This window comes from Nocardia sp. NPDC004573 (assembly GCF_053602135.1).
Genome location: NZ_JBSGDA010000005.1, coordinates 373,673 through 394,630, shown reverse-complemented (window position 1 = coordinate 394,630; position 20,958 = coordinate 373,673). Strand labels below are relative to the sequence as shown.

Below are 20,958 nucleotides of genomic sequence, written 5' to 3'. Positions count from 1 at the left end.
ACGACCCCTACCTGCACGCGGACAAGCTGCGGGGTACCGCCATCTACGTCTCCACCGGCACCGGAGCACCCGGACCACACGACACCCTCGACGGCGCGCACGGATCCGGGATACAGCTGGCCTACCAGTTGATCATCGGCGCTCCGATGGAAGCCGTCACCAATCTGTGCACGCGCCAACTCCGGGATCGGCTGCGAGATCTGGGCGTCCCGGCGAGATTCGAACTGCGTCCGACCGGAACCCACTCCTGGGGGTATTGGCAGGACGACTTGCACAAATCATGGGACACGATCGGTAGCGCGCTCGCCGATCGACCGTAGACGCCAACGCTCTCGACCGAATGCCACGGAGCCCTTGCCAGGGTTCAGTGCCCGGCGATCCAGGCGTCCGTGTACTCCGCTTCCACGGCGAGCATCTCGACGAGCCGGGCCACGACGGCGGCCTCGATCTTCCTGCCGAACAGGGGGATGCCGACCTCGGCCGTGGCATCGACGAACGCTACCGCCGCGTTGTCGCTCTCGGTGAGCCGGACGGTGCCGGTCACCTTGGCGGGCACGCCCTCCACGCGCGCGTCGAAACTGCCGCCGTCGTGGGTGTAGGTCTCGGTGCGGGTGATGACCAGACCTTCGGGTCGCACCGCGGTGACCGCGCCGGGCAACTGCGCCGCCGGGATGGTCTGCACCATCCGCACCTGCAACCGGTCCTCGGCTGCGTCGAACTCGACGAGCCGCGCGTCGGCCCCGCCGACCTCCTCGACGCGGTCTTTCCAGTACTGCGCGTCGGCCAGCGCCGTACGGAGCGCGTCGGCCGAATGGGAGTAGGTGGCCGTGTACGCCAACGGGGTCGCCATACCGGCACACGCTACCTGCTGTGGAGCCTCCGAAATCGGCGCATCGCCGCCATCGTCCCGCCAGGGGAACGCTGCATCTCGCTGCGAGCGCGCGTATCGACGGAACGTATCCGATCGTGACAGCCGGAGCTGTATTGCGCCGTCGCCGTTGGCAAGTCATCGCCTTCGAACGGCGGCGGTATGGGTCCGATACGGTGACAGGCCAGTTGATCTGCGGGCGGTCGGGGAGTTCTGCGCCGAAGGGTCGTGTGCCGGGATTCGGCGCAGGCCATCGCTTGCGGGGAGCCGAGCGCAGTGGGCAACCCCGATCGCCCACCGCGGCCTGTGGTTCACGTCTCCGGAAACGCCAGCATGTCCCCGCGGAGCTCCGGGTCGATCTCCCGCTCGGCGGCCGCCGCGACCCACTCGCCGGCCCGCGTCGGGCGTACTTCCGGCGGCCAGGCGCCGAGCGCGACGAGGGCGCCCCGACGGCACCGGAGGACCCGATTGCCGAGAGCGACCCGCAGTAGCGTCTGCCCGGCACCCGGATGCTCGCGTAGATTCCAGACGATGACCTCGAGCGCCCGATCGGCCTCATAGCCTGGACCCAGGCCCAGCGCTTCGGTCGGGCCGGTCGCCAGATCGTCGAGCGGAAGCAGTTCTTCGGCCAGAGCGATCACCTGCTCGACCGCGGTCCGCTCGGCATGGTGCAAAGCCCACTGCCAGACATAGGCGTTGTACGGATCGCTCCGCAAGCGCGCGAACGCATTCGGTAGCGCGGTCATGCCCAGTCGCCCCGCGCAGGAGAGGGCGACCTCGAACGTGTGGGACCGGCGCTCGCCGGGACTCTTGGGACCGGCCGGAACGGCGTGCGTCGCGAGTTCGCGGGTCACCAGATGGCGCCACCGCCGCTGTGTGGTGAGGGAGGCGTACCTGGCGCGCAGCCGGTCCGGCTCGCCGTCGGGCCAGTCGAAGCCGGTGCCGGACGTCAGCCGTGCGAGAGCCAGTGCCGCGTCGAGCCGCCCGAGAGTGGGCTCGGCCCGGTCGAGCAGTTCGGCGAAGCGGTGCATGGCGGGTACCGCGTCGTCGTAGTCGGACATGTCCTCGGCGGGGCCGCCGAGCGCGAGGGCCCGCAGGATGTCCGCCGCGCCGTCGAGCAAGGCGTCATCGATGTCGTCGTCGAGCAGGGCGTCGTAGAGACCGCCGGTCGTGGCGGCGATCCACGCGAGATACTCGTTCATCACGCCATTGCGGAAGCCGTCCCGCAGCAACCACGCTTTGATGTCGGGATCGGCGCAGCCTTTCAGCCGTTCCACGGCGTGGATGCGCCCCCAGCCGTCGAGGCGCTGGGCCAGTTCGAAGACCGCGCGGTGTCGATCGGGTTGGGTTTTCATGAGCGCGACGACGGCGAAGAGGGCGAATTCCTCCAGCGACCCCAGCAACTGGAGCAGCTCGCGGTCGCGCTCGTCGCCACACGTGCCCAGCAGCACGATGCCGAGCTTGGCGACCTCGCGCCGTGTGGCGGTCTCGGTCACGAATCGTGCTGCGCGATGAAGCTTTTCGAGTGGATACGAGCGTGAGCGAAGTTCCGTCACCAGGTCGTCCGCGACGTCCACCGCCCGCAGGCCGGCGAAGTGCTCCAGCAGGCGGGCCGGATCGTCGAGGTCGGCGAGGATGCGGTCGGCGAGTTCGGCGACGGGGTGGGTGCCGGTCCCGAAGTGATGTGTGCTGACGCCGTCGTATACCACGCTGGGAAGGACGATTTCGCCCGCTTCGTCGGACCGTTCGTCCGGTAGGGGATACCCGTCACGCGGCCAAGGACCTGGACCGTGCAGGGCGGAGAGAGATAGCGCGTGGGCCACGAACGTGGCCGCGTGGGGGCTCATCGAGCCGGGCGCAGGACGCCCTTTCCGTGGGAGATCATGAACATGAGGATGGCAGCTCGCCGGGCGGGACGCAACCGCGCCCCCGCCCGCGCCGGATGTGATAGTGAACCATCGTGCAACTATCACTGCTCCGGCGTGAGTGAACGGCGAGGCCGTTCAGATCGGGCAGCCGCCTGCCGCGCCGGAGGGCGGTGCGAAGGAGTCCAGCGCGTACTTGCGGTGGTAGCGGGCCAGTTTCTCGTATTGCAGCCGGTTGTAGGCCAGCGGAAGCAGTAACAGCCGATCCGGCAGCAGGCGCTATGCCGCTGCTGACGCGCAGCTTGCGCGTGTCGTCGGCGGCCGGTGAACTCACGCGGTTCCTCACCGGTGACGAATTCATCGAGCAGGGCCGGGCCTTGGTCGCGCGGTTCATCGTGCACTGGCAGAAGCGGGGCGAGCTGGGCGTCTTCGACGCCGAAGTGGTCGCCGAGTTGTTCGTCCGCCTGACGATGTCGTTCATCTCCAATCCGCGGGGCGCGCTGCCGCTCGCCGATGCCGCGGCGGCGAAGGAATTCGCCCGGCGCTTTCTGGCGCCACTCTTGTCCCGCACCCGGGCGCAGGTTGGTCACCCGCCTGCTACTGCTTGGGGCGCACCCGATAAGCCGCCGACTTCGGCTGCTCAGCGCGACCAGGAGCGGCACCGGTTCGCCACCTTCGCCGGGGAACCGCTGAGCGCGCGTCGCGTACTCGGACACGTTCTACTCCTCGGCGCGACAAGCCATCCCGTCGCGCGAAGCGGTCGCCTGTCGCTCCGTGCGGGACTGCTGAGCCGTTGATAGTTCAATCGAAACGGATCGTCGCCTCCGGCGAACCCGCGTCGGGAAGCCCTACGAGCGTCGAGTTCGCCGCGACCGCAGCGACTTCGACCAGAGCCGATGCTCCCGGCCTGTCGGTGGCGTGCCCTACCGTCCGAGGGATGAGCAACAGAATCGCCGGTTTCACCTACGAGCGGGTGCCGGTCGGTGACGTCGGTCTGCACGTCGCCATGGCCGGGTCCGGCGCTCCGATCGTGCTGCTGCACGGCTTCCCGCAGACCCATCTCGCCTGGCGTCACGTGGCGACCGACCTCGCGCGGGATCATCTGGTGATCTGCCCGGATCTGCGCGGCTACGGCGACAGCGACAAGCCCGTCGGCGAGCCGGACGGCGCGATGTACGCCAAGCGGACGATGGCCGCCGACATCATCGAGCTCATGCGGTCGCTGGGCCATGAGCGTTTCGCGCTCGCGGGCCATGATCGAGGCGGATTGGTCGCTTTCCGTGCGGGTCTGGACCACCCGGACTCGATCAGCCATCTCGCGATACTCGACGTGCTACCGGCAGCGGACATGTGGTCGGCACTGCGGGGCACCTCCGGGATCTTCGCCTTCCATCTGTACCTGCTCGCGCAACCGTCCGAGCTGGCCGAGCGCATGATCCTCGCCGACCCCGATCTGTTCTTCGGACACTTCCTCGACGGCTGGTGCCGGATAGCCGGTGCGATCCCCACTGACGTCCGCGCCGCGTATCTCGCCGCGTCCAGCGCTCCCGGCGCCGTCCGTGCGATCTGCGCCGATTACCGGGCCGGCGCATACATCGACAACGTCCACGACGAAGCCGACCGTCGTGCGGGTCGGCGGCTGAACATGCCGGTCGCCGCACTCTGGCAGGATCCGGGCGAGGTCGTCCTTCCGTTCGACCCACGGTCCGTCTGGTCGGGCTGGGCGCGTGATCTCCGGTCCGGCGCAGTGCGATGCGGTCATTTCCTTCCGGAGGAGATGCCCGATGTCGTCGTCGAAGCCCTCCGCGACCTGATCGACTGACCCGGCGGCGGGAGGCCTCAGGGCAGACGCATCAGCTGGCGGGAGAGAGTGAACAGACGGCGGGCGAGTTTCACGACCGGAAGGCCCAGCGGAAGCAGGAGGATGGTCACGCACAGCACCGCGCCGACCAGCCACAGCGCGGCCGCCAGCAACCCCAGTACCGTGCCGAGCACGGCCGTGAGAATTCCCAGCACCACGCCGAGCAGACCCTGTAGCAATCGCATGACGACCTTCCGGTTTCCATTCTGCGCTTCTTCGGCCGGATCCGCATGTGCCGATTTCGACCGGCGCGGCGCCGCCGAGGCGAACGTCTCCCGGCGCGAGCGCGGTAGCGTCCCTGGCATGAGCCGAGCGATCGTGGAGCTGTCACATCCGATCTCGGACGGTATGCCGACCCAGCCGGGCCTGCCCGCACCGCGGGTCACTACGGCCGTGGCCCGTGACCAGTCGCCGCTGGTCGACATGACCTACGACATCGCGCGCGTGGACATGGTGGGTCCGACCGGGACGTATATCGACGCACCGTTCCATTTCCACGCCGGGGGAGCCGATGTCGCCGAACTGCCGGTGGAACGGCTGTTCAACGTGCCGATCGTGATGATCCGCGCAGCGGGACTGCGCACGGTCGGGCCGGATGTGCTCGGCGATCCCGCGCGCCTGTGGGGAAAGGCGGTGCTGGTGCATACCGGGTGGTCGGCCAAGTGGGGCTCGTCGGCGTATCGGGAACCCGGGCATCCTTTCCTGATCGGTGAGGTGGCGGATGCCCTGGTGGCGGCGAATGTGGCGCTGGTGGGTATCGACTCGCTGAACATCGATGACACGTCCTTGCCGACGCGGCCGTGTCACCACACGCTGCTCGGCGCCGGAATCCCGATCATCGAGCAGATGACGAATCTGGACGCGGTCCCGGACACCGGAGCCAGACTGGTCGCACTGCCGGCGCCGGTGCGCGGAATGGGTTCGTTTCCGCTGCGCGCCGTGGCGTGGACCGAGCGCGCGGGAGCGGGGCACCGATAACGGAGCCGTCCTGGCCTCGAGACCCGTCCGCGGGGATGGCGTGCGGGATTTCGACTCGGTACGGCCGGTGGCGATCATCGCGCTGCCGCGAGAGTTCCTCGCCACGGGCGACGGATCCTGATCGCGGCCGACCGGATCGTCGAATCCGCTTGTACCGCAGTCCGGTTCAGGGACGGAAGGGCGGGACGGCGAGATCGTCGCCGAAGATGTCCGGAAGGTCGCGCGCGACGCTGTCGGGGAAGCGGGCGGGCCGCTTCTCCAGGAACGCCGTCACGCCTTCCCTGGCGTCGGCGGCGGCGCCGCGGTGGTAGATGCCGCGGGATTCGATGCGATGCGCGATCATCGGATGCTCGGATCCGAGGTTGCGCCACAGCATCTGCCGGGACAGCGCCACCGAGACGGGTGCGGAATGTTCGGTCACGCGGCGGGCGAGCGCACGGGCCTCGTCGAGCAGTGTGTCCGCCGGATGCAGCGCGGAGAACAGTCCCGCGTCGAGCGCTTCGGCCGCGTCCACGAGACGGCCCGAGTACACCCAGTCCAGCGCCGTCTGCATCGGTACCAGCCGGGGCAGGAACCAGCTGGAGCAGGACTCGGGAACGATGCCGCGCCGATTGAAGACGAACCCGATCCGGGCGTTGTCGACCGCGAGCCGGAAGTCTGCCGCGAGCGTCATGGTGATGCCCACCCCGACGGCCGGGCCGTTGACGGCGGCGATGATCGGCTTGCGGGATTCGAACATGCGCACAACGAGTTCGCCCCCACTGTCGCGGAAGGATTCGGCGGCGTCCCGGTCGTCGGCGACGAAGGTCTCCGCGCCCGCCGACAGGTCCGCGCCTGCGCAGAAGGCGCGTCCGGCGCCCGTGAGGATCACCGCGCGGATCCGATCGTCGCGGTCGCAGGTGTCGAAGGCCTCGATCAGCTCGGTCCCCATCGCTGTGGTGAACGCGTTGAGCTGCTCGGGGCGGTGGAGGGTGACGGTGGCGATGGCGTCGGAGACGTCCAGGCGAATATCGGCCATAACGGACAGCTTGCCATCACGCCGGGCTGCCCGCTCTTGCAGGGGGTTCGCGTCGGCCCGGGCGACCTCCACGCCTTTTCGAAGGAGAATGGCTGTTTACTTAGTGCTGCCCGGCCGGTTAGCCTGTCGCCGTGTCCCGAACGGACACGGCGCCTGGCTCCCCGCACCCGGGGTGACAGCGGAAACCGTCGGCCGGCGGTTCGCGCCGCCGTCCGACGACCCGGAGAAAAGGAGTGGGATGGAGATCAGCAACTCGGTCGCCGCAGTGACCGGCGGCGCGTCGGGACTCGGTTTGGCGACCGTGCGGGAGCTGTACGGCAAGGGGGCGAAGGTCGTGATCATCGACCTGCCGTCGTCCTCGGGCGAGGCCGTCGCCAAGGAACTCGGCGACGGCGTGGTCTTCGCCGCTGCCGACGTCACGAACGAGGAGCAGGTCACTGCGGCGCTCGATGCCGCGCAGGAGCTGGGCGACCTGCGGATCGCGGTGAACTGCGCCGGCATCGGCAACGCCATCAAGACCGTCGGCAAGAACGGGGCGTTCCCGCTGGCGGACTTCACCAAGGTGATCAACGTCAACCTGATCGGCACCTTCAACGTCCTGCGGCTGGCCGCCGAACGGATCGCGAAGTCCGATCCGGTCGGCGAGGAGCGCGGTGTCATCATCAACACCGCGTCGGTGGCGGCATTCGACGGTCAGGTCGGGCAAGCGGCGTACTCGGCGTCCAAGGGCGGGATCGTGGGCCTGACCTTGCCGGTGGCGCGTGACCTCGCGGCGATCAAGATCCGCGTGGTGACCATCGCGCCGGGTTTGTTCCACACCCCGCTGTTCGCCACGTTGCCCGACGAGGCCATCGCATCCCTGGGCGCGCAGGTGCCGCATCCCTCGCGACTCGGCGATCCCACCGAATACGCCGCGCTCGCACGCCACATCGTGGAGAACCCGATGCTGAACGGCGAGACCATCCGTCTCGACGGCGCCATCCGGATGGCCCCGCGCTGACGTAGTCGCGGGCGTTGCCGGGCGTGCGGGTGTCGGACTGACCGACACCCGCACGGCGTTTGCGACCGTACCGTCCGGCAGCTCGGACCCGGTGCTGTAATTCGTGGCAGAGACCGGCTGTCCGCGCGCCCCGGCGCTCAGCGGGCTCGTCTCGCGCCGGGCGCGACACGTATGCCGACGACGGTGATGACCGTGACCACTAAAACCGTCATCAGCTTCATGAGATTCCACGTTTCGGGGTCGTGGAGCGGTTCGGCAGCTCGAACGTCCTTTTCCCGCGGGCGATTCGGCGGGGGCGTGGGCGACGGAATCGAAGGGCGCTCGGCTCGCGGCTGTGTCCGCATAGGTATGTCGGCCGGAGCCGGAACGATGCGGACTTCGGGGGGCGGCCCGAGCTGGAGGGGGCTCATGGGCACCGGCGGGGCGGTGGGAAGCAGCAACAAGCAGGTCAGCAAAGCGCTGCCGGAGAAGGCGCTGCCGACGGCGGCGCTGCCCAGACTCGACCCGCTGGACCCGGGACCGAGGAGGCCCGGCACGAGGGAGCTGGAGCCGAGGGAGCCGAAGCCGCTGCCCGTCGCGAGCCCGAGCAGCAACAATGCGCTGCCGGTGGCGGCACTTCCGGAACACGCCGACTGGACGCTGCCCGTGTCGAGCTCCATTGCTTCGGCCGGGCTCGCCGTCATGGCGGTCGGCGTGGGTGCGGCGTCTGCTGTTCGCGGTGTGCCGTTGCCGAGTTCCTGATCACCGGTGGTGAGCAGGCCACCGCGTGCACCGCCGGCCCCGACGCTGCCGGTCGCGACATTGCCCGCACTGCCGGACGGCAGTCGAATCGGGCCGAGGGCCAGAGATCCGCCACCGGTCGGACTTTCGGCACCGGGCCCGGAGGCGCTGCCGGATGAGAGACCGAAACTCGGATCACTGCTGGCGTAGGGACTCACGGGACCGGCAGCGCCCCCTGAACTTCCGGTCACCAGATCGACGAGCGGCGGCCACGGCGGGGCTTCCGCCGATGCTTCCAGCGGTCGAGCAGCGAATACCACCACGGTCAAGGGCAGTATCGCCGTGGCCAGACCCTTTGCCAATCGCGGAGTTCGAGTTGTGTCTCGGTTGCTTCGCATGTGCAGTCGCCTCGTCGTAGTCGAAACCGGCCGGAAGGTCACGTGGTGTGCTGATACCGGGACAGAGCGAGTTCGAAGGCTTCCTTGGGGACCACGTTCCCGCCGGAGAACGGCTCGTCGAGGTTGTAGATCGCCCGGATCACCACGCCGACGATCGCGCCGAGCAGCGCGGTGGTCACGACGCTGCGCTTGGTGACCTGGACACCGGAGAGGACCACGCTCAACAGCAGCAGGACTGTGCAGATCCACATGGCCAGGTAGAGAAAGCCGGGAACTCGGTAAGCGGCGTCGAGCGCACGGTCGGCGCGGGCTTGGGCCACCGCGTCGAGGCCGGCCACAGCGCTGGTGCGGAGTTCGTCGACCTCGTCGTCCGCCGAGTTCACCGCGGCCACCGCGTCTCGCAGGTCGTCGAGGGTGTCCTGAGTGGATTGACTGAGGCGGCCGTCGTCGGCCATGACCGCCCATTCTTCGGTGAGGACCTGCTCGGTGTACTCGCGGACCAGTCCCTGGATTCTGGCGTGGTCGGGCTCGGGCATGCCGTGCGCGGCCCAGTAGGTATCGATGAGCGCCTTGGCTTCGGCGATGGTGTGATTGCGCGCGTTGTCGTACTGCTGCCAGGCGATCACCACGATGAAGGCGACCACCGCCATGAAAATCGTGTTGATCAGATTGAGCACCAGCGCGCCGACCGTATCGTCGTCGGTGTGCCGCCACGCCGTCGGATGTAGGCGATCCCCGGCCACGAAGACGGCCACCGCGACCAGCGCGGTGAGTGCGGGCACGAGAAATTCGAAGGCCATGCGGTACTCCGTTCTGTCTGATGGTTCTCGCGACCGTCGCGTGGGCGAGGCACCGCAGGTCTACCGCGCCGACCGGTGGGTGAACCGGCGTATTTCGAGCACCGCGGGCGAGCGGGTACCGAAACCGCTTCGAATCGTCGATCCGATGGCGGGGAGGCACATTTCACCGGCGGCCGGCCGGAACCACCTCGACCCGAGCATTTCGATTGTCCTGCGTGGCCCCCCGAGATGGATACCGAGACGATCGATGATGACGCTGTCGACCGTCTGCGTTTGTTCGGCTCTGATCAGTGGTGCACAGCAAATCGGTACGCGACACACGGCGCCTGTACGAACCGGCCGCCGCCGGATTGTCCTCCCCGGCGAACCGTTCCGGACGAGACCGATGGTAGACCGCGAATCCATCTGCGTGTGGCGAAATTTCGTAGATTCGGTGCGACAGTGGGGATCCACGCGACAGTCCCGCGCTTCTCCATAGCGGGTGGATATCAGGGGGTGCGGGATCGGCGCGCGTCCGTGTACGCTTGCACAGCTACCGATCGGCGTAACGGAGATGCCCTGGGTCGCGGATCCCGCGGCCCGACAACAGAAGAGCCACAGATGACCAGATTCGCGCATTATGTCGGCAGCCTGCCTGCCGAACTGATGACGGGTGATCGTGCCGTCATGCAATGGTTTGCCGACCACAGCGAGGGATGGCCGGTCACCGCGCTGCCGTGTGACCTCGATCCGGACTGGATCATGGACTATCTGCGCACGCGCAAGCAGCACGCCGACGTCTTCGAGATCGTCCGGGCGGGCGAGTACGCCGACTACGGAGATTTCCCCAGCTACGGCCTGCGGTCCGGGTGCGTGCTGGAGCCGCGGCATGTCTCGATGAATCGGGTCGAGCGAATCGGCCGGGTCGTGCAGGCGTTCGAGTCGCTGCGGAGCGACCGGCCGGAGCTGGCCGCGACGAAAGTCCAGATCAGCCAGCCCAATCCGCTGGATCTCGCGATGTTCGTCTTCGCGGCCGCCGCCGTGTCCGGCGGGCTGCCGGTCTGGCCTGCGGTGCGGCGCTGCGGGCTCGTGGTGGACGCGCTCCGGCAGCTGCCGGTGTTCACCGAAGCGGTGATCCAGGAGATGGCCGAGGTCGTCGAGCGGTACGGCGATCGTGTGGTCTGGCAGCTCGAATCGCCCATCGCGTTGCTGAGCATGGTCAAAGCCGAGCAGTTGCGGTCGCAGTGGGCACTCGCCTCGCTGGTCGCGCGGCAACTCGCGGGTGTTCTCGGCCGGATGCACGAAATCGGGGCGGAAGCGATCGTCCACCTGTGCTACGGCGACTACCAGCACAAGAGCCTGCTGAGCCCACGCTCTCTCGGCCCGGCTGTGAAGCTGCTCGGCCGCACCGCACGATTGCTTCGCGAACAGGGGACTCCACTACCTCCGGTGCATATCCCGTGCGCCTACGGCGCCGAGCCCGCTCCGCAGGACCCAAGGTTCTACGCACCGCTGCGCAAGCTCGATCCGGACTGGAAAGTGATCGCCGGCGTGGTGTCTCCGGACTCCGAGGAGGACAGCGCCCGCGCGCTCGCTCTCTTCGAGCAGGCGGCCGGACGCGCGGCCTACGGCGTCGCGACCGCTTGCGGCCTCGGCCGATGCACTGTGGACGCCGCACGGCAGGCGGCCGCAACCATGGTGGCCTTGGCCGGCGCCGGCGACGGCCGCGAACAGTGATCTGCCCCGCGATAGCCGACGCCGAATCGGCATCGGCGGGTTGCCACGATCGCCACGGGCCGAGTACGGTTCCGAGCTGGTTCGCGATGATCGTGCCGCGCCGCGGCGACCAGCGCTTTCGCCGGAACGCCTCCCGGTGATTCGGCGAATTGCGTTGTCCGGTACCGGCTCTCGTGTAGCGTTCGATGCCGCCTTCGTCAGCGCCACGATCGAAGCGTTGCTATGTTGCTAGCGTAAGCGGGTCGCCAAGCTCTGGACGACAGGTCTTGGCAGGCACGTGCACCCGCTGACCGATCACGTTCGTCGAATTGCTGTTCCATCACCTGGAGTCACGTTCTTGACCACACCACAGTCCCCGATGGCCGCGCCGCATACCACTGGAACCGGAGCGTGCCCCGTCCAGCACGGATTCCCGACGGAGGCGGATGCCCCGCGCGTGCCGCTGTACACGACGGAGTTCGTCGCCGACCCGCACCGCGCATACCGCGATATGCGTCGCGCGCACGGCTCGCTGGTTCCGATCGAGCTGGCACCCGGAGTGCCTGCCACCCTGGTGATCGGCTACCAGACCGCGGTGCGCATTCTCAGCGACCCCGACCATTTTCCGGCCGATCCCCGCACGTGGCAGAAGACCATCCCGGAAAACTCGCCCGTCCGGCCGATGATGGAGTGGTATCCGGCCGCGCGGTACAACACCGGGCTGGCCCATGATCGCTATCGGCATGCCTCCGTCGACGCCATCGACGGAATCGATCTGTTCGACGTGCCGACCACGGTCGAACACATCGCCGTCCCGCTGATCAATTCGTTCTGCCAAACCGGAACCGCCGATCTGGTGAGCCAGTATGCGTTTCCGCTCGTCCTCGAAGTCCTCAACCAGATGGTCGGCTGCCCGACCGAAATCGGCGAGCGGGTCGCGACCGGTATGGCCGCGCGCTTCGACACGGTGCGGGGGCCCGAGGGCATGAAGATGCTCAAAGAGGCGCTGATGCAGCTCATCCGGCTCAAGCGCCAACAGCCCGGCGAGGACGTCACCTCGCGGCTGGCGCATCACTCGACCGAACTCGACGACATCGAGATCTTCGCCCAGCTCATGAGTTTCTACGGGGCCGGGTTCGAGGCGCAGCGCAACCTGATCACGAACGCCCTGCTGCTGATGATCACCGACGACCGGTTCCGCTTCGGCGACGTCCTCGGCCGGAATCTGTCCACCACCGACGCGCTCGACGAGGTGCTGTTCAACGACCCGCCGATGGCGAATTTCTGCACGACGTACCCCCGGCAACCGATCATGGTCGACGGTGTCTGGCTGCCGGCCGACCAGCCGGTCGTCATCAGCCTCGCAGGCTGCAACAACGACCCCCAGATCCGGGGGACCGACGAGCCCGGCGGCAGCCGTATCGGCAACCGCTCGCACCTGGCGTGGAGCGCGGGACCGCATGCCTGCCCGGCGAAATCCGTCGCCTACATGACGGTGCAGAACGCCATCGATCAGCTGCTCGACGCGCTGCCGGAGATCCAGCTGGCCACGCCCAAGAGCGAACTGCAATGGCGGCCCGGCCCGTTCCACCGCGCCCTGGGGGCCTTGCCGGTCGTCTTCCCGAAGTCCGCGCCGGTGCGCATCGTGTAGCGCGGCGGCGGACCGTGGCTCGTCAGCGGAACAGATCGCGGTGACGGATGATCATCGGGCCACGACCCGGTATCTCATGGCGGATCCGCGGGTCCGTTACGGCTGACGCGGCGCACCGGGTGGAACGCGGGCATTCGGCGCGTACATGGCAATTGCGAAGCTGCGCAAATTGATTCGAGAGGTAGCGCCCGACTGCTACCCTTCGGCCATGTCGGTTCGAGGGGGGTGCGCGGCCTGTGCGGCACGCTGACGATTATCCCGGGCTTTTCCAGTCCGCGGACACGGCGGCAATGTACGGCCAGCAGTTCTATCTCCGCGCCTACGGGGCCCGGCTCTGGCTGGCTGTGGTGGCGGCGGCGTGCGCGGCCTTCACCGTCCGGGTCGGCTCGTCGGGGACCGACATAGCGGCCATCCTGACCGCGATGGCCTTCGTCGGAATCCTGGCCGTCGACGTGGGAGTCCTGCGCAGCCGTCCCGGCAAATCCTGGTACGAAGGCCGCGCGCTCGCCGAGTCGGTGAAGACCTTGACCTGGAAGTACGCCGTCCAGGGCGCGCCGTTCGTCGGCACGCTGTCCCCGGCCGAGGCCGATCGGATGCTGATCGACCGTATCAGGCTGTTGCGTCAGGATATCTCGGCGCTCGCGCTGCGGCCGACCACCGCTCCGGCGATCAGCGATCGCATGCGGCAGTTGCGTTCCGCCCCGTTCGACGAACGCCGCCGCGTCTACCTGGACGACCGCATCCGGGAACAGCAACGGTGGTATGCCACCAAATCCGGTTACCATCAACGCAGATCCCAGGTTTACGGCACGATGTCGCTCGTCTTCGAGGTGGCGGGTGTCGCGGGGGCGCTGGCAAAGGCGTTCAACGCGGTGAATTTCGACCTGGCGGGCATTTTCGCGGCGGCCGTCGCGGGTCTGGCCGCGTGGTCGTCGGCCCGGCAGCACAGCACCGCGGCCGCCGCCTACGCCGTCGCTTCGAACGAATTGAGCATCGTCGCCGAAGTTCTGGAGCAGAACCACACCGAAGGAGACTGGGCCGACGCGGTATCCGACGCCGAGGAAGCGATCAGCCGCGAACACACTCTCTGGCGGGCATCGCACGGCGAATAGCGTCCATCACCGTGCTCGTCGCGGGCATTCGATCGAACGTCCGATGATCCGGCGTGGCTGCCGGAGATGACCTGATTCGGGGCTTACCATGATCAAGCTGTACGACGTGGCGGCGTCGTATGGCGAACGGGGAAGCGGCCCGTCCGGCGTGATTCGTGACGTCGGGCGGGCCGTTGCATTCGGCCCGGCCGGTCGGTTGTCAGCTGTGCGTCCGTACAGTCCGGCGCGCAGGCGAAAGGTCCCGGAATGCCGCGTTTGTCGCTGGGCGGTGCGGGTAGGCAACGACGAATGGCGTAGGTCAGGAAGGTCGGAGTATGGCATCGAACAACGGGGTCGGTCGGTTGCGCAGCGTCGTGCTGGATTGCCCCGAACCACGCAAACTCGCCAGGTTCTACCAGGAGTTGCTCGGGGGAGATCTCCTCGAGGAAGACGACGACAACTGGGTGGTGCTGGTCGAAACATCGGGTAGGCGCATCGCGTTTCAGACAGCGCCCCAATACAAGCCGCCGCGATTTCCCGATCCCGAGGCGTCGCAACAGGTTCATTTCGACGTGTTGGTGGACGATATCGAGCAAGCCGAGCCGGCTGCGATCGCGTTGGGCGCGACACTCGTGCAAGCCGACACCGATGGAGCGTTCCGCGTCTACGCCGACCTGGTGGGGCACACGTTCTGTCTGGTCTGGCTTCCGGACGAGTGAGGTAGGCGATCGGAGCGCCCCCGCCCGGCCCGCCGCCCGGAAGCGATCGCGCGAAATGCGGCGACGGCGTTCACCGGTGACGGGGCGGGCGGTGGCGAGTGGGAGTGCATCCGATCGGCTCGACGGTTGCCGTTATTCGGGCGGGGCGGGTCGCCGGATATCGTCGGCTACCGAACCGCCCGCGACGTCGGCGGCGACACCGAGCTGCTCCTCGTAGCGGTGCTCGGTGCGCACTTCGTGGCTGTCGCAGCTGATGTCCTCGAGCTTGCGATCCTCCTCGAGCTTCTCGGCGTCTCCGGTCTCTCGGTTCGGATCCACGTCGGGCTCCTCCTCGGCGAGCCGGTCACCGATCGGTCGAGGATGGGCTTGCTCCCACGGCGTCACGCCGTACTTGGTGACGCCGGTCCAGTGCTCCGGCGGGTCCATTCCGGCCTCGAGTGGGTCGGAACGCAGTCGGTCCTCATCGAGATCCTCGGCGCTGTTGAGGGCCGCCGGATCGGTTTCGGTCGAGTCGGGCGCGCCCGTGTCCTGCGGCGGGTCATAGGTCTCGTTCGGTTCGGTCATCACTGCCTCCTCTCCTGCATCCAGCGACTTCCCGCAACCGTCGTCGGCAAACCCCTGGAAACGGGCGACGCGTCCGCGATCGGTTGTGCGCCGCCTCCGGCGCGGGAGATCGCGGCTGTGTGGCGGCGACCGTCAGCTACGGGTGAACACGCCGAGGTGTTCGGTGTCGTAGTACTCCAGGGTGAGTTCGGCGCCGCGGAAGGTCGCCTTGGAGACCGAGCCGTGATTGGCGTTCTCGCCAGGTGGCGTGAAGACGAAAGTGTCGCCGTCCCAGTGTTTCAGGGGGAAGGTCATGTTGTCGGGGCCGAGGGTGAGGGTGAGGAGCTTGTCGGTGGCGCTGATCGTCGCCGGGCCGTAGTAGGCGTTGTCGTAGGTGCCCGCGTACGATGCGGGCGGCCGCGCGGGAACCGGGTGGCTCGGCGGCTGCTTGCCGGCCAATGCTCCGGACGGGGCGCCCAGCGGTTCGAACGCCGTGCGATAGAGCGAGCGCCAGTCCTGCTGGATCTTGCCGAACTGGACCAGATCGGCGAACTCCGCGTTCAGTGTTTCCGGCACGCCGATCGGCGCCGCGTTGGTGAGTGTCACGATGCCGACATCGGCGGAGGGAATCAGGGTGAACGCGGTGCCCGCGCCGAGACCGAACGCCCCCGAATGCCCCAGTACGACCCGGCCCGAGGCGGAATCGCTCACGTTGAAACCGAACCCGTAGAAGCCCGCGCGTGCGTCCGGCGTTTTCGGCGGCGCCGAGACGACTTGCGGGGAAATGGCGGGTAGGAGATCGTCCGGTGGCACCAGCACCGAGCCGCCCGCGGAGCCGTCGGCGAGCACCATCGTCATCCATTTGGCCATGTCGGTCACCGAGGAGCTGACACCTCCGGCCGGAGACTGCGCGTCCGGTTGACGCTGCGGGTTCGCCGGCTCGTACTTCCCGTCGATCAGAACGTGCCCCTCGGCGCGGTTCGCGCGAGACGCGAAGTCGGCGTACCGCGAGCTGGTCGATGTCATGCCGAGCGGGCTGTAGATCATTTGCGCCGACAACGTCTCCCAATCGGTCCCCGCGGCCGCGGCTACGGCGACGGCGGCCGCGGTCAGCCCGAAATTGGTGTACTCGTAGGAGTCGCGGAAGGCGCCCAGCGGCAGCAGTCGAAGCCGGTCGAGGATCTGCTGACGGTCGTAGCCCAAATCCTCCAGCAGGTCGCCCGCGTGATCGGGCAGTCCGGAGCGGTGTGCGTACAGATCGCCCACCGTGACATGCTCGGTGACGTAGGGATCGGCGAGCGTGAAGGACGGCAGCAGCCGGCGCACCGGCGTGTCCCATTCGACACCCCCTGCCGCGATCCGGCGGGCGACGACCGTCGCTCCGATCGGCTTGGAGAGCGACGCCAGCTGGAAGACCGTATCCGGGTCGACCTTCTCCTGGGTGACGACGTTGCGGACACCGAATCCCCTGCTGTAGACGACCTTTCCGCCGTGCACGACGGCGACCGCCATGCCGGGGATGCCGGAGGAGGCGAGCAGGCCATCCGCGAGCTGGTCCAGTTCGCTCACGGCATCATCGATCCGGCCCTCCGGTATCGGCACCCCGGCGACCTGATTGGGCAACGCCGCGGAACTCGGGAACGCTCCCGTCGCCGTGGAGTCCGACTCGCCGTCGCCGCAACCGGTCATGGCGAGGAGGGCGACCGCCGCCACGGCGGTAGGAGCGAGCAGTGCCCGGCGCAGTGTGCTCACGGGTCGCCTCCTGGCTTTGTAGCGACAAAAGACCAGATAAAGGCTAGTCCAGCGGAGGTTGCTGCGCGGCTGGTTCAAAGGTTTCGCGGCGGCCGCCCGCCGCGGTCCCCGGTCGATCGAGGCCTCCGGCCTATCCGGCGGCAGGTGTCTGCTTGATCTCCACGATCGGCAGCACCAGCGCCGCGGGCGAAGTCGCGGGAACGGCCGGGTTCGCCGGCGCGATCGGAGCGATGCGACGGTATCCGGTGCCCACCGGTGGGCGGGTGTCCACCTCGCCCTTGTTGGGCCAGTACGCCGCCGCCCGTTCGGCCTGTGCGGTGATCGTCAGGGAGGGGTTGACGCCCAGGTTGGCCGAGACCGCCGCGCCGTCGACGACGCTGAGTGTGGGATAGCCGTACACGCGGTGGTAGGCATCGATCACGCCGTGCTCGGCGTCGGCCCCGATCACCGCGCCGCCCAGGAAATGGGCCGTGAGCGGGATGTTGAAGATCTCGCCCCAGCTGCCGCCCGCGATGCCGCCGATCTTCTCCGCGACGCGCCTGGTCACGTCGTTGCCCACCGGGATCCACGTGGGATTGGGCTCGCCGTGGCCTTGCTTGCTGGTGAGCTTGCGGCCGAACAGGCCCCGCTTGGTGTAGGTGGTGATCGAATTGTCCAAGTGCTGCATGACCAGCGAAATGATGGTGCGTTCGCTCCAGTTCTTGGTGCTCAGGAAGCTGAGCAGGTCCATCGGATGCCGCAGCACCATGCCGAGGAAACGCAGCCAGCGCGGGATGCGGCCGCCGCCGTCGACCATGAGCGTCTGGAGTAAGCCCATCGAGTTGGAGCCCTTGCCGTAGCGGACCGGCTCGATGTGCGTGTCCGGGGTGGGGTGGATGGAGGAGGTGATCGCGACGCCTTTGGTGAAGTCGGTGCCGGGACGCACCTTCTTGGTGGCCGCGCCGACGATCGATTCCGAGTTGGTGCGGGTCAGCACGCCGAGGCGATCGGACAGGTCGGGCAGCACGCCTTTGTCACGCATGGCGAACAGCAGCTTCTGGGTGCCGCGCGTGCCCGCGGCGAGCACGACGTGCGAGGCGGTGAGCGTCCGGGGCTGTTTGCGTATCCAGGCGCCGGTGCGGGCGGTGGAGATGTCCCAGGTACCGTCGGGGTGCGGCCGCAGCTCGGTGACCGTCGTCATCGGAATGACCTCGGCTCCGGCCTGTTCCGCCAGGTAGAGGTAATTCTTCACAAGCGTGTTCTTCGCGCCGTACTTGCAGCCCACCATGCAGTCGCCGCATTCGACGCATCCCGTGCGCTCCGGGCCGACGCCGCCGAAGTATGGGTCCGGCACGGTTTTGCCCGGCTCGCCGAAGAACACGCCGACGGGCGTCTGCACGAACGTGTCGCCCACGCCCATGTCGTCGGCGACGGCCTTGAAGACCTCGTCGGCGGGCGTCATGTGGGGATTGCGTACCACGCCGAGCATCTGCTGCGCCCGCTCGTAGTAGGGGGTCAGCTCATCGCGCCAGTCGGTGATGTCACGCCACTGCGGATCACGGAAGAACGGCTCCGGCGGCACGTACAGGGTGTTCGCGTAATTCAACGACCCGCCCCCGACGCCGGCGCCGCCGAGGATGAGGACGTTGCGCAGGGGATGGATGCGCTGGATTCCGTAGCAGCCGAGCGCGGGCGCCCAGAGGAACTTCTTCAACTGCCAGCTGTTCTCGGGCAACTCGTCGTCGGCGAAGCGCCTGCCCGCCTCCAGTACGCCGACCTTGTACCCCTTCTCCACCAGCCGAAGCGCGGTGACGCTGCCGCCGAACCCGGAACCGACGATCAGCACGTCGAAATCCGTCGTCCGCTGGTCCATGTGGAACTCCTCGATCGTGTCGCCAGTGACTCGGCTAACACTACTCCCGGGTAAGTAACGGTACGCAAGTCGGTCGGAATCAGCGGATCCGTCCGGTATTCGGGTTTGCCCGCCGTTGTCCGGCACGGTTTCAGAGCGGTGCTCACGTTAGTTGACAATGCTCTCTGAAGCGCGCATCGTTGCTGCTATGCCGACCACACCCCGAGCCCGCGCCAGGGCCCAGACCATGAACGACATCGTCCGGATCGGGCGGGAACACTTGGCGACCGAGGGCGCCGCGGCCCTGTCGCTGCGCGCGGTCGCACGTGACCTCGGCGTGGTCTCCTCGGCCGTCTACCGGTATGTCCGCAGTCGCGACGAACTGCTGACCTTGCTCGTGGTCGACGGATACAACGCCCTCGGCGACGCGGTCGACGGCGCGCTGGCCGAGTGCGGAGACGATCCGATCGAGGGGCTGCGGATCCTCGGGCGTACAGTGCGGCGATGGGCGCTGGCGGAAACGGCCCGTTACGGGCTGCTGTTCGGCACGCCGGTACCCGGCTACGACGCACCGGCCGCCGAGACCGTCGCACCGGGAACCCGGGTGATCGCCACGATGCTGACGCTGTTCGCCGCGGCCCACCGAGCCGGCCGACTCGCGGCGCCCACGGCCGAGCCGCGAATCTCCGCGGCGCTCGCGGGCAGTTTCGCGCGCATCCGCGACGAGTTCCAGCTCGGCGTGCCCGACTGGCTGATCGTCCGCGGCGTGACGTTCTGGGTCGGGCTGTTCGGGGCGGTGAGCGCGGACGTCTTCGATATGTACGGCGCCGACACCTTCGCCGACCGCGACGAGCTGTTCGAACTGCAGCTGGACGGACTGCTGGACATGCTCGGTCACCGGGCGTGAGCCGCCGCCGGAACGGGGGAGCCCGCGACCGGTCGCGGCGGCGTGTGCTGCGATGGACCGCGTGACGACCTCCAGCCGGCAGTCTCCCGGCCCCGCCATCAGCGCCGCGCTCGCGTGGGCGAATCGAATCGATGCGCGGATCCCGCTGGTCAACGCCCCGATGGGCGGCGTAGCGGGTGGACGGCTCGCCGCGGCGGTGACCGCGGCCGGTGGCCTGGGCATGATCGGGATGGGCAGCGCCGGATCGGTGCGGGCGCTCGAGCAGGAGTTGCCGCACCTTCGCGGTGTGACCGGTCCGTTCGGCATCGGTCTGGTCGATTGGGTGGTCGCCGGGCAGCCGGGACTGCTGGAAGCCGCGATCGAGGCCCGTCCCGCGCTGATCTCGGTGAGCTTCGGCGAGGACCTGGGCTGGGCGGCTCGCGTGGCAGACGCCGGAATCGTGCCTGCCACCCAGGTCTACAGCGGGCCGGACGCGCGGCGTGCGCAAGACGCGGGCATCGGCGTCCTGGTCGCCCGCGGCGTGCAGGGCGGCGGACACGGAGCCGTGAACGCGCCGCTGCTGCCGCTCCTGGACGAGGTGCTGGCCGTCGCATCGATCCCGGTGCTCGCCGCGGGCGGCATCGGCGCACCCCGAGAACTGGCCGCCGTGCTCCAGGCCGGGGCGAGCGGGGCGTGGCTGGGCACCTGCCTCGCGGCGTGCTCGGAATCGCTGCTGCCGGAGGCGGGCCGTCGCGCCCTGCTCGCCGCGAGCGGCGCGGACACCGTGCTCACCCGCGCCTACGACGTGGGCATGGAATTGCCTTGGCCCACGCGATTTCCCGCGCGGGTACTGCGCACCGGGTTCACCGACCGGTGGACCGGGCGCGAAGACGAACTCGCCGCCGATTCGGCGGCCAGGCACGCGCTCACCGCCGCGCTGGCCGCGAACGATCCGGCCGTGACGCCGATCGACGCGGGGGAAGGCGTCGGCCTGGTGACCGTCGTGGAACCGGTCGCGCACGTGCTCGGCCGGTTGTGGTCTGGGGTGGTGGGCCCAGGCGCGGGCTGAGTGGTTCAGTCCTCGCTGCCGGCGCGCTCGCCGAGATAGCGAAGCAACTCGGGATCGGAGGAGGTCAGCCGGTCGACCTCCTCGCCACCGGTGCACTGGTAGAGCACGACGGTGACCGAGCCGGACCGGCGCCCCGCGACGCGCCAGATGCCGCCCGAATCGGCCCAGCGCCGCAGCACCGCGACGGGATCGTCGGTCATCGTCTGCCTCCGC

Annotated in this window: 20 protein-coding genes and 1 pseudogene; 12 read left to right on the top strand and 9 right to left on the bottom strand. The window is 68.4% G+C overall.

Annotation, left to right across the window (positions count from 1 at the left end; translation table 11 throughout):
* Nucleotides 1-320 (top strand): annotated as a pseudogene (locus ACWEKR_RS11445) (esterase family protein); the annotation flags it as partial.
* 44 nt (nucleotides 321-364) lie between these two features.
* On the opposite strand, the gene ACWEKR_RS11440 reads toward ACWEKR_RS11445, so the two are convergent.
* Together ACWEKR_RS11440 and ACWEKR_RS11435 are read right to left on the bottom strand one after the other, a co-directional pair.
* The gene (locus ACWEKR_RS11440; protein WP_452354402.1) at nucleotides 365-850 is read right to left on the bottom strand and encodes a DUF2505 domain-containing protein; all 486 of its coding nucleotides are present in this window, start codon (nucleotides 848-850) and stop codon (nucleotides 365-367) included.
* Between the two features lie 329 nt (nucleotides 851-1,179).
* On the bottom strand, nucleotides 1,180-2,715 hold the full coding sequence (locus tag ACWEKR_RS11435) for a hypothetical protein (protein ID WP_452354401.1): 1,536 nt from the start codon (nucleotides 2,713-2,715) through the stop codon (nucleotides 1,180-1,182).
* 299 nt (nucleotides 2,716-3,014) lie between these two features.
* Here ACWEKR_RS11435 and ACWEKR_RS11430 point away from each other — a divergent pair, with 299 nt between their 5' ends.
* Together ACWEKR_RS11430 and ACWEKR_RS11425 are read left to right on the top strand one after the other, a co-directional pair.
* Complete coding sequence (locus ACWEKR_RS11430) at nucleotides 3,015-3,530, top strand: hypothetical protein (RefSeq protein WP_452354400.1); 516 nt, start codon at nucleotides 3,015-3,017, stop codon at nucleotides 3,528-3,530.
* Nucleotides 3,531-3,670: 140 nt separating this feature from the next.
* Nucleotides 3,671-4,555, top strand: a complete 885-nt coding sequence (locus tag ACWEKR_RS11425; RefSeq protein WP_452354399.1) for an alpha/beta fold hydrolase — start codon at nucleotides 3,671-3,673, stop codon at nucleotides 4,553-4,555.
* Nucleotides 4,556-4,572: 17 nt separating this feature from the next.
* On the opposite strand, the gene ACWEKR_RS11420 is transcribed toward ACWEKR_RS11425, so the two are convergent.
* Nucleotides 4,573-4,779, bottom strand: a complete 207-nt coding sequence (locus tag ACWEKR_RS11420) for a hypothetical protein (RefSeq protein WP_452354398.1) — start codon at nucleotides 4,777-4,779, stop codon at nucleotides 4,573-4,575.
* Nucleotides 4,780-4,897: 118 nt separating this feature from the next.
* Between ACWEKR_RS11420 and ACWEKR_RS11415 the strand changes: the two genes are divergently transcribed.
* A complete protein-coding gene (locus ACWEKR_RS11415) occupies nucleotides 4,898-5,572 on the top strand; it encodes a cyclase family protein (protein ID WP_452354397.1) in 675 nt (224 codons plus the stop codon).
* A gap of 166 nt (nucleotides 5,573-5,738) precedes the next feature.
* Here ACWEKR_RS11415 and ACWEKR_RS11410 read toward each other — a convergent pair whose 3' ends face one another.
* Nucleotides 5,739-6,590: a crotonase/enoyl-CoA hydratase family protein gene (locus ACWEKR_RS11410; protein ID WP_452354396.1), complete on the bottom strand. Its 852-nt coding sequence runs from the start codon at nucleotides 6,588-6,590 to the stop codon at nucleotides 5,739-5,741.
* Nucleotides 6,591-6,828: 238 nt separating this feature from the next.
* Here ACWEKR_RS11410 and ACWEKR_RS11405 point away from each other — a divergent pair, with 238 nt between their 5' ends.
* Together ACWEKR_RS11405 and ACWEKR_RS11400 are read left to right on the top strand one after the other, a co-directional pair.
* A complete protein-coding gene (locus ACWEKR_RS11405) occupies nucleotides 6,829-7,590 on the top strand; it encodes a 3-hydroxyacyl-CoA dehydrogenase (RefSeq protein WP_452354395.1) in 762 nt (253 codons plus the stop codon).
* Between the two features lie 408 nt (nucleotides 7,591-7,998).
* Nucleotides 7,999-8,331 carry a hypothetical protein gene (locus tag ACWEKR_RS11400; protein ID WP_452354394.1) on the top strand — a complete coding sequence of 111 codons (333 nt, stop codon included), beginning with the start codon at nucleotides 7,999-8,001 and terminating at the stop codon, nucleotides 8,329-8,331.
* Between the two features lie 415 nt (nucleotides 8,332-8,746).
* Here the strand turns inward: ACWEKR_RS11400 and ACWEKR_RS11395 are convergent, their stop codons facing one another.
* Complete coding sequence (locus ACWEKR_RS11395) at nucleotides 8,747-9,508, bottom strand: bestrophin-like domain (RefSeq protein ID WP_452354393.1); 762 nt, start codon at nucleotides 9,506-9,508, stop codon at nucleotides 8,747-8,749.
* A 600-nt stretch (nucleotides 9,509-10,108) separates the two neighbouring features.
* On the opposite strand from ACWEKR_RS11395, the gene ACWEKR_RS11390 reads away from it, so the two are divergent.
* The 4 genes from ACWEKR_RS11390 (at nucleotide 10,109) to ACWEKR_RS11375 (ending at nucleotide 14,664) form a co-directional block, all read left to right on the top strand.
* On the top strand, nucleotides 10,109-11,224 hold the full coding sequence (locus ACWEKR_RS11390; protein WP_452354392.1) for a hypothetical protein: 1,116 nt from the start codon (nucleotides 10,109-10,111) through the stop codon (nucleotides 11,222-11,224).
* Nucleotides 11,225-11,582: 358 nt separating this feature from the next.
* Nucleotides 11,583-12,854, top strand: a complete 1,272-nt coding sequence (locus tag ACWEKR_RS11385) for a cytochrome P450 (RefSeq protein WP_452354417.1) — start codon at nucleotides 11,583-11,585, stop codon at nucleotides 12,852-12,854.
* Nucleotides 12,855-13,090: 236 nt separating this feature from the next.
* Nucleotides 13,091-13,966: a DUF4231 domain-containing protein gene (locus tag ACWEKR_RS11380; RefSeq protein WP_452354391.1), complete on the top strand. Its 876-nt coding sequence runs from the start codon at nucleotides 13,091-13,093 to the stop codon at nucleotides 13,964-13,966.
* Nucleotides 13,967-14,280: 314 nt separating this feature from the next.
* A complete protein-coding gene (locus ACWEKR_RS11375; protein WP_452354390.1) occupies nucleotides 14,281-14,664 on the top strand; it encodes a VOC family protein in 384 nt (127 codons plus the stop codon).
* A 132-nt stretch (nucleotides 14,665-14,796) separates the two neighbouring features.
* Here the strand turns inward: ACWEKR_RS11375 and ACWEKR_RS11370 are convergent, their stop codons facing one another.
* The 3 genes from ACWEKR_RS11370 to ACWEKR_RS11360 all read right to left on the bottom strand — a co-directional run bounded on the left by ACWEKR_RS11370 (nucleotide 14,797) and on the right by ACWEKR_RS11360 (nucleotide 18,811).
* Nucleotides 14,797-15,228 (bottom strand): hypothetical protein, encoded by a 432-nt coding sequence (locus ACWEKR_RS11370; protein WP_195085474.1) that lies wholly within the window; start codon nucleotides 15,226-15,228, stop codon nucleotides 14,797-14,799.
* A 132-nt stretch (nucleotides 15,229-15,360) separates the two neighbouring features.
* On the bottom strand, nucleotides 15,361-16,950 hold the full coding sequence (locus tag ACWEKR_RS11365; protein ID WP_452354416.1) for a serine hydrolase: 1,590 nt from the start codon (nucleotides 16,948-16,950) through the stop codon (nucleotides 15,361-15,363).
* A gap of 139 nt (nucleotides 16,951-17,089) precedes the next feature.
* Nucleotides 17,090-18,811: a GMC oxidoreductase gene (locus tag ACWEKR_RS11360; protein ID WP_452354389.1), complete on the bottom strand. Its 1,722-nt coding sequence runs from the start codon at nucleotides 18,809-18,811 to the stop codon at nucleotides 17,090-17,092.
* 187 nt (nucleotides 18,812-18,998) lie between these two features.
* On the opposite strand from ACWEKR_RS11360, the gene ACWEKR_RS11355 reads away from it, so the two are divergent.
* Both ACWEKR_RS11355 and ACWEKR_RS11350 read left to right on the top strand, forming a co-directional pair.
* Entirely contained in the window at nucleotides 18,999-19,697 is a 699-nt protein-coding gene (locus ACWEKR_RS11355) for a TetR/AcrR family transcriptional regulator (RefSeq protein WP_452354388.1), read from the top strand.
* 61 nt (nucleotides 19,698-19,758) lie between these two features.
* The gene (locus ACWEKR_RS11350) at nucleotides 19,759-20,745 is read left to right on the top strand and encodes an NAD(P)H-dependent flavin oxidoreductase (protein WP_452354387.1); all 987 of its coding nucleotides are present in this window, start codon (nucleotides 19,759-19,761) and stop codon (nucleotides 20,743-20,745) included.
* A 5-nt stretch (nucleotides 20,746-20,750) separates the two neighbouring features.
* Here ACWEKR_RS11350 and ACWEKR_RS11345 read toward each other — a convergent pair whose 3' ends face one another.
* Nucleotides 20,751-20,945, bottom strand: coding sequence for a hypothetical protein (locus ACWEKR_RS11345; protein WP_452354386.1), 195 nt, complete (start codon nucleotides 20,943-20,945; stop codon nucleotides 20,751-20,753).
* Nucleotides 20,946-20,958: the final 13 nt, after the last annotated feature.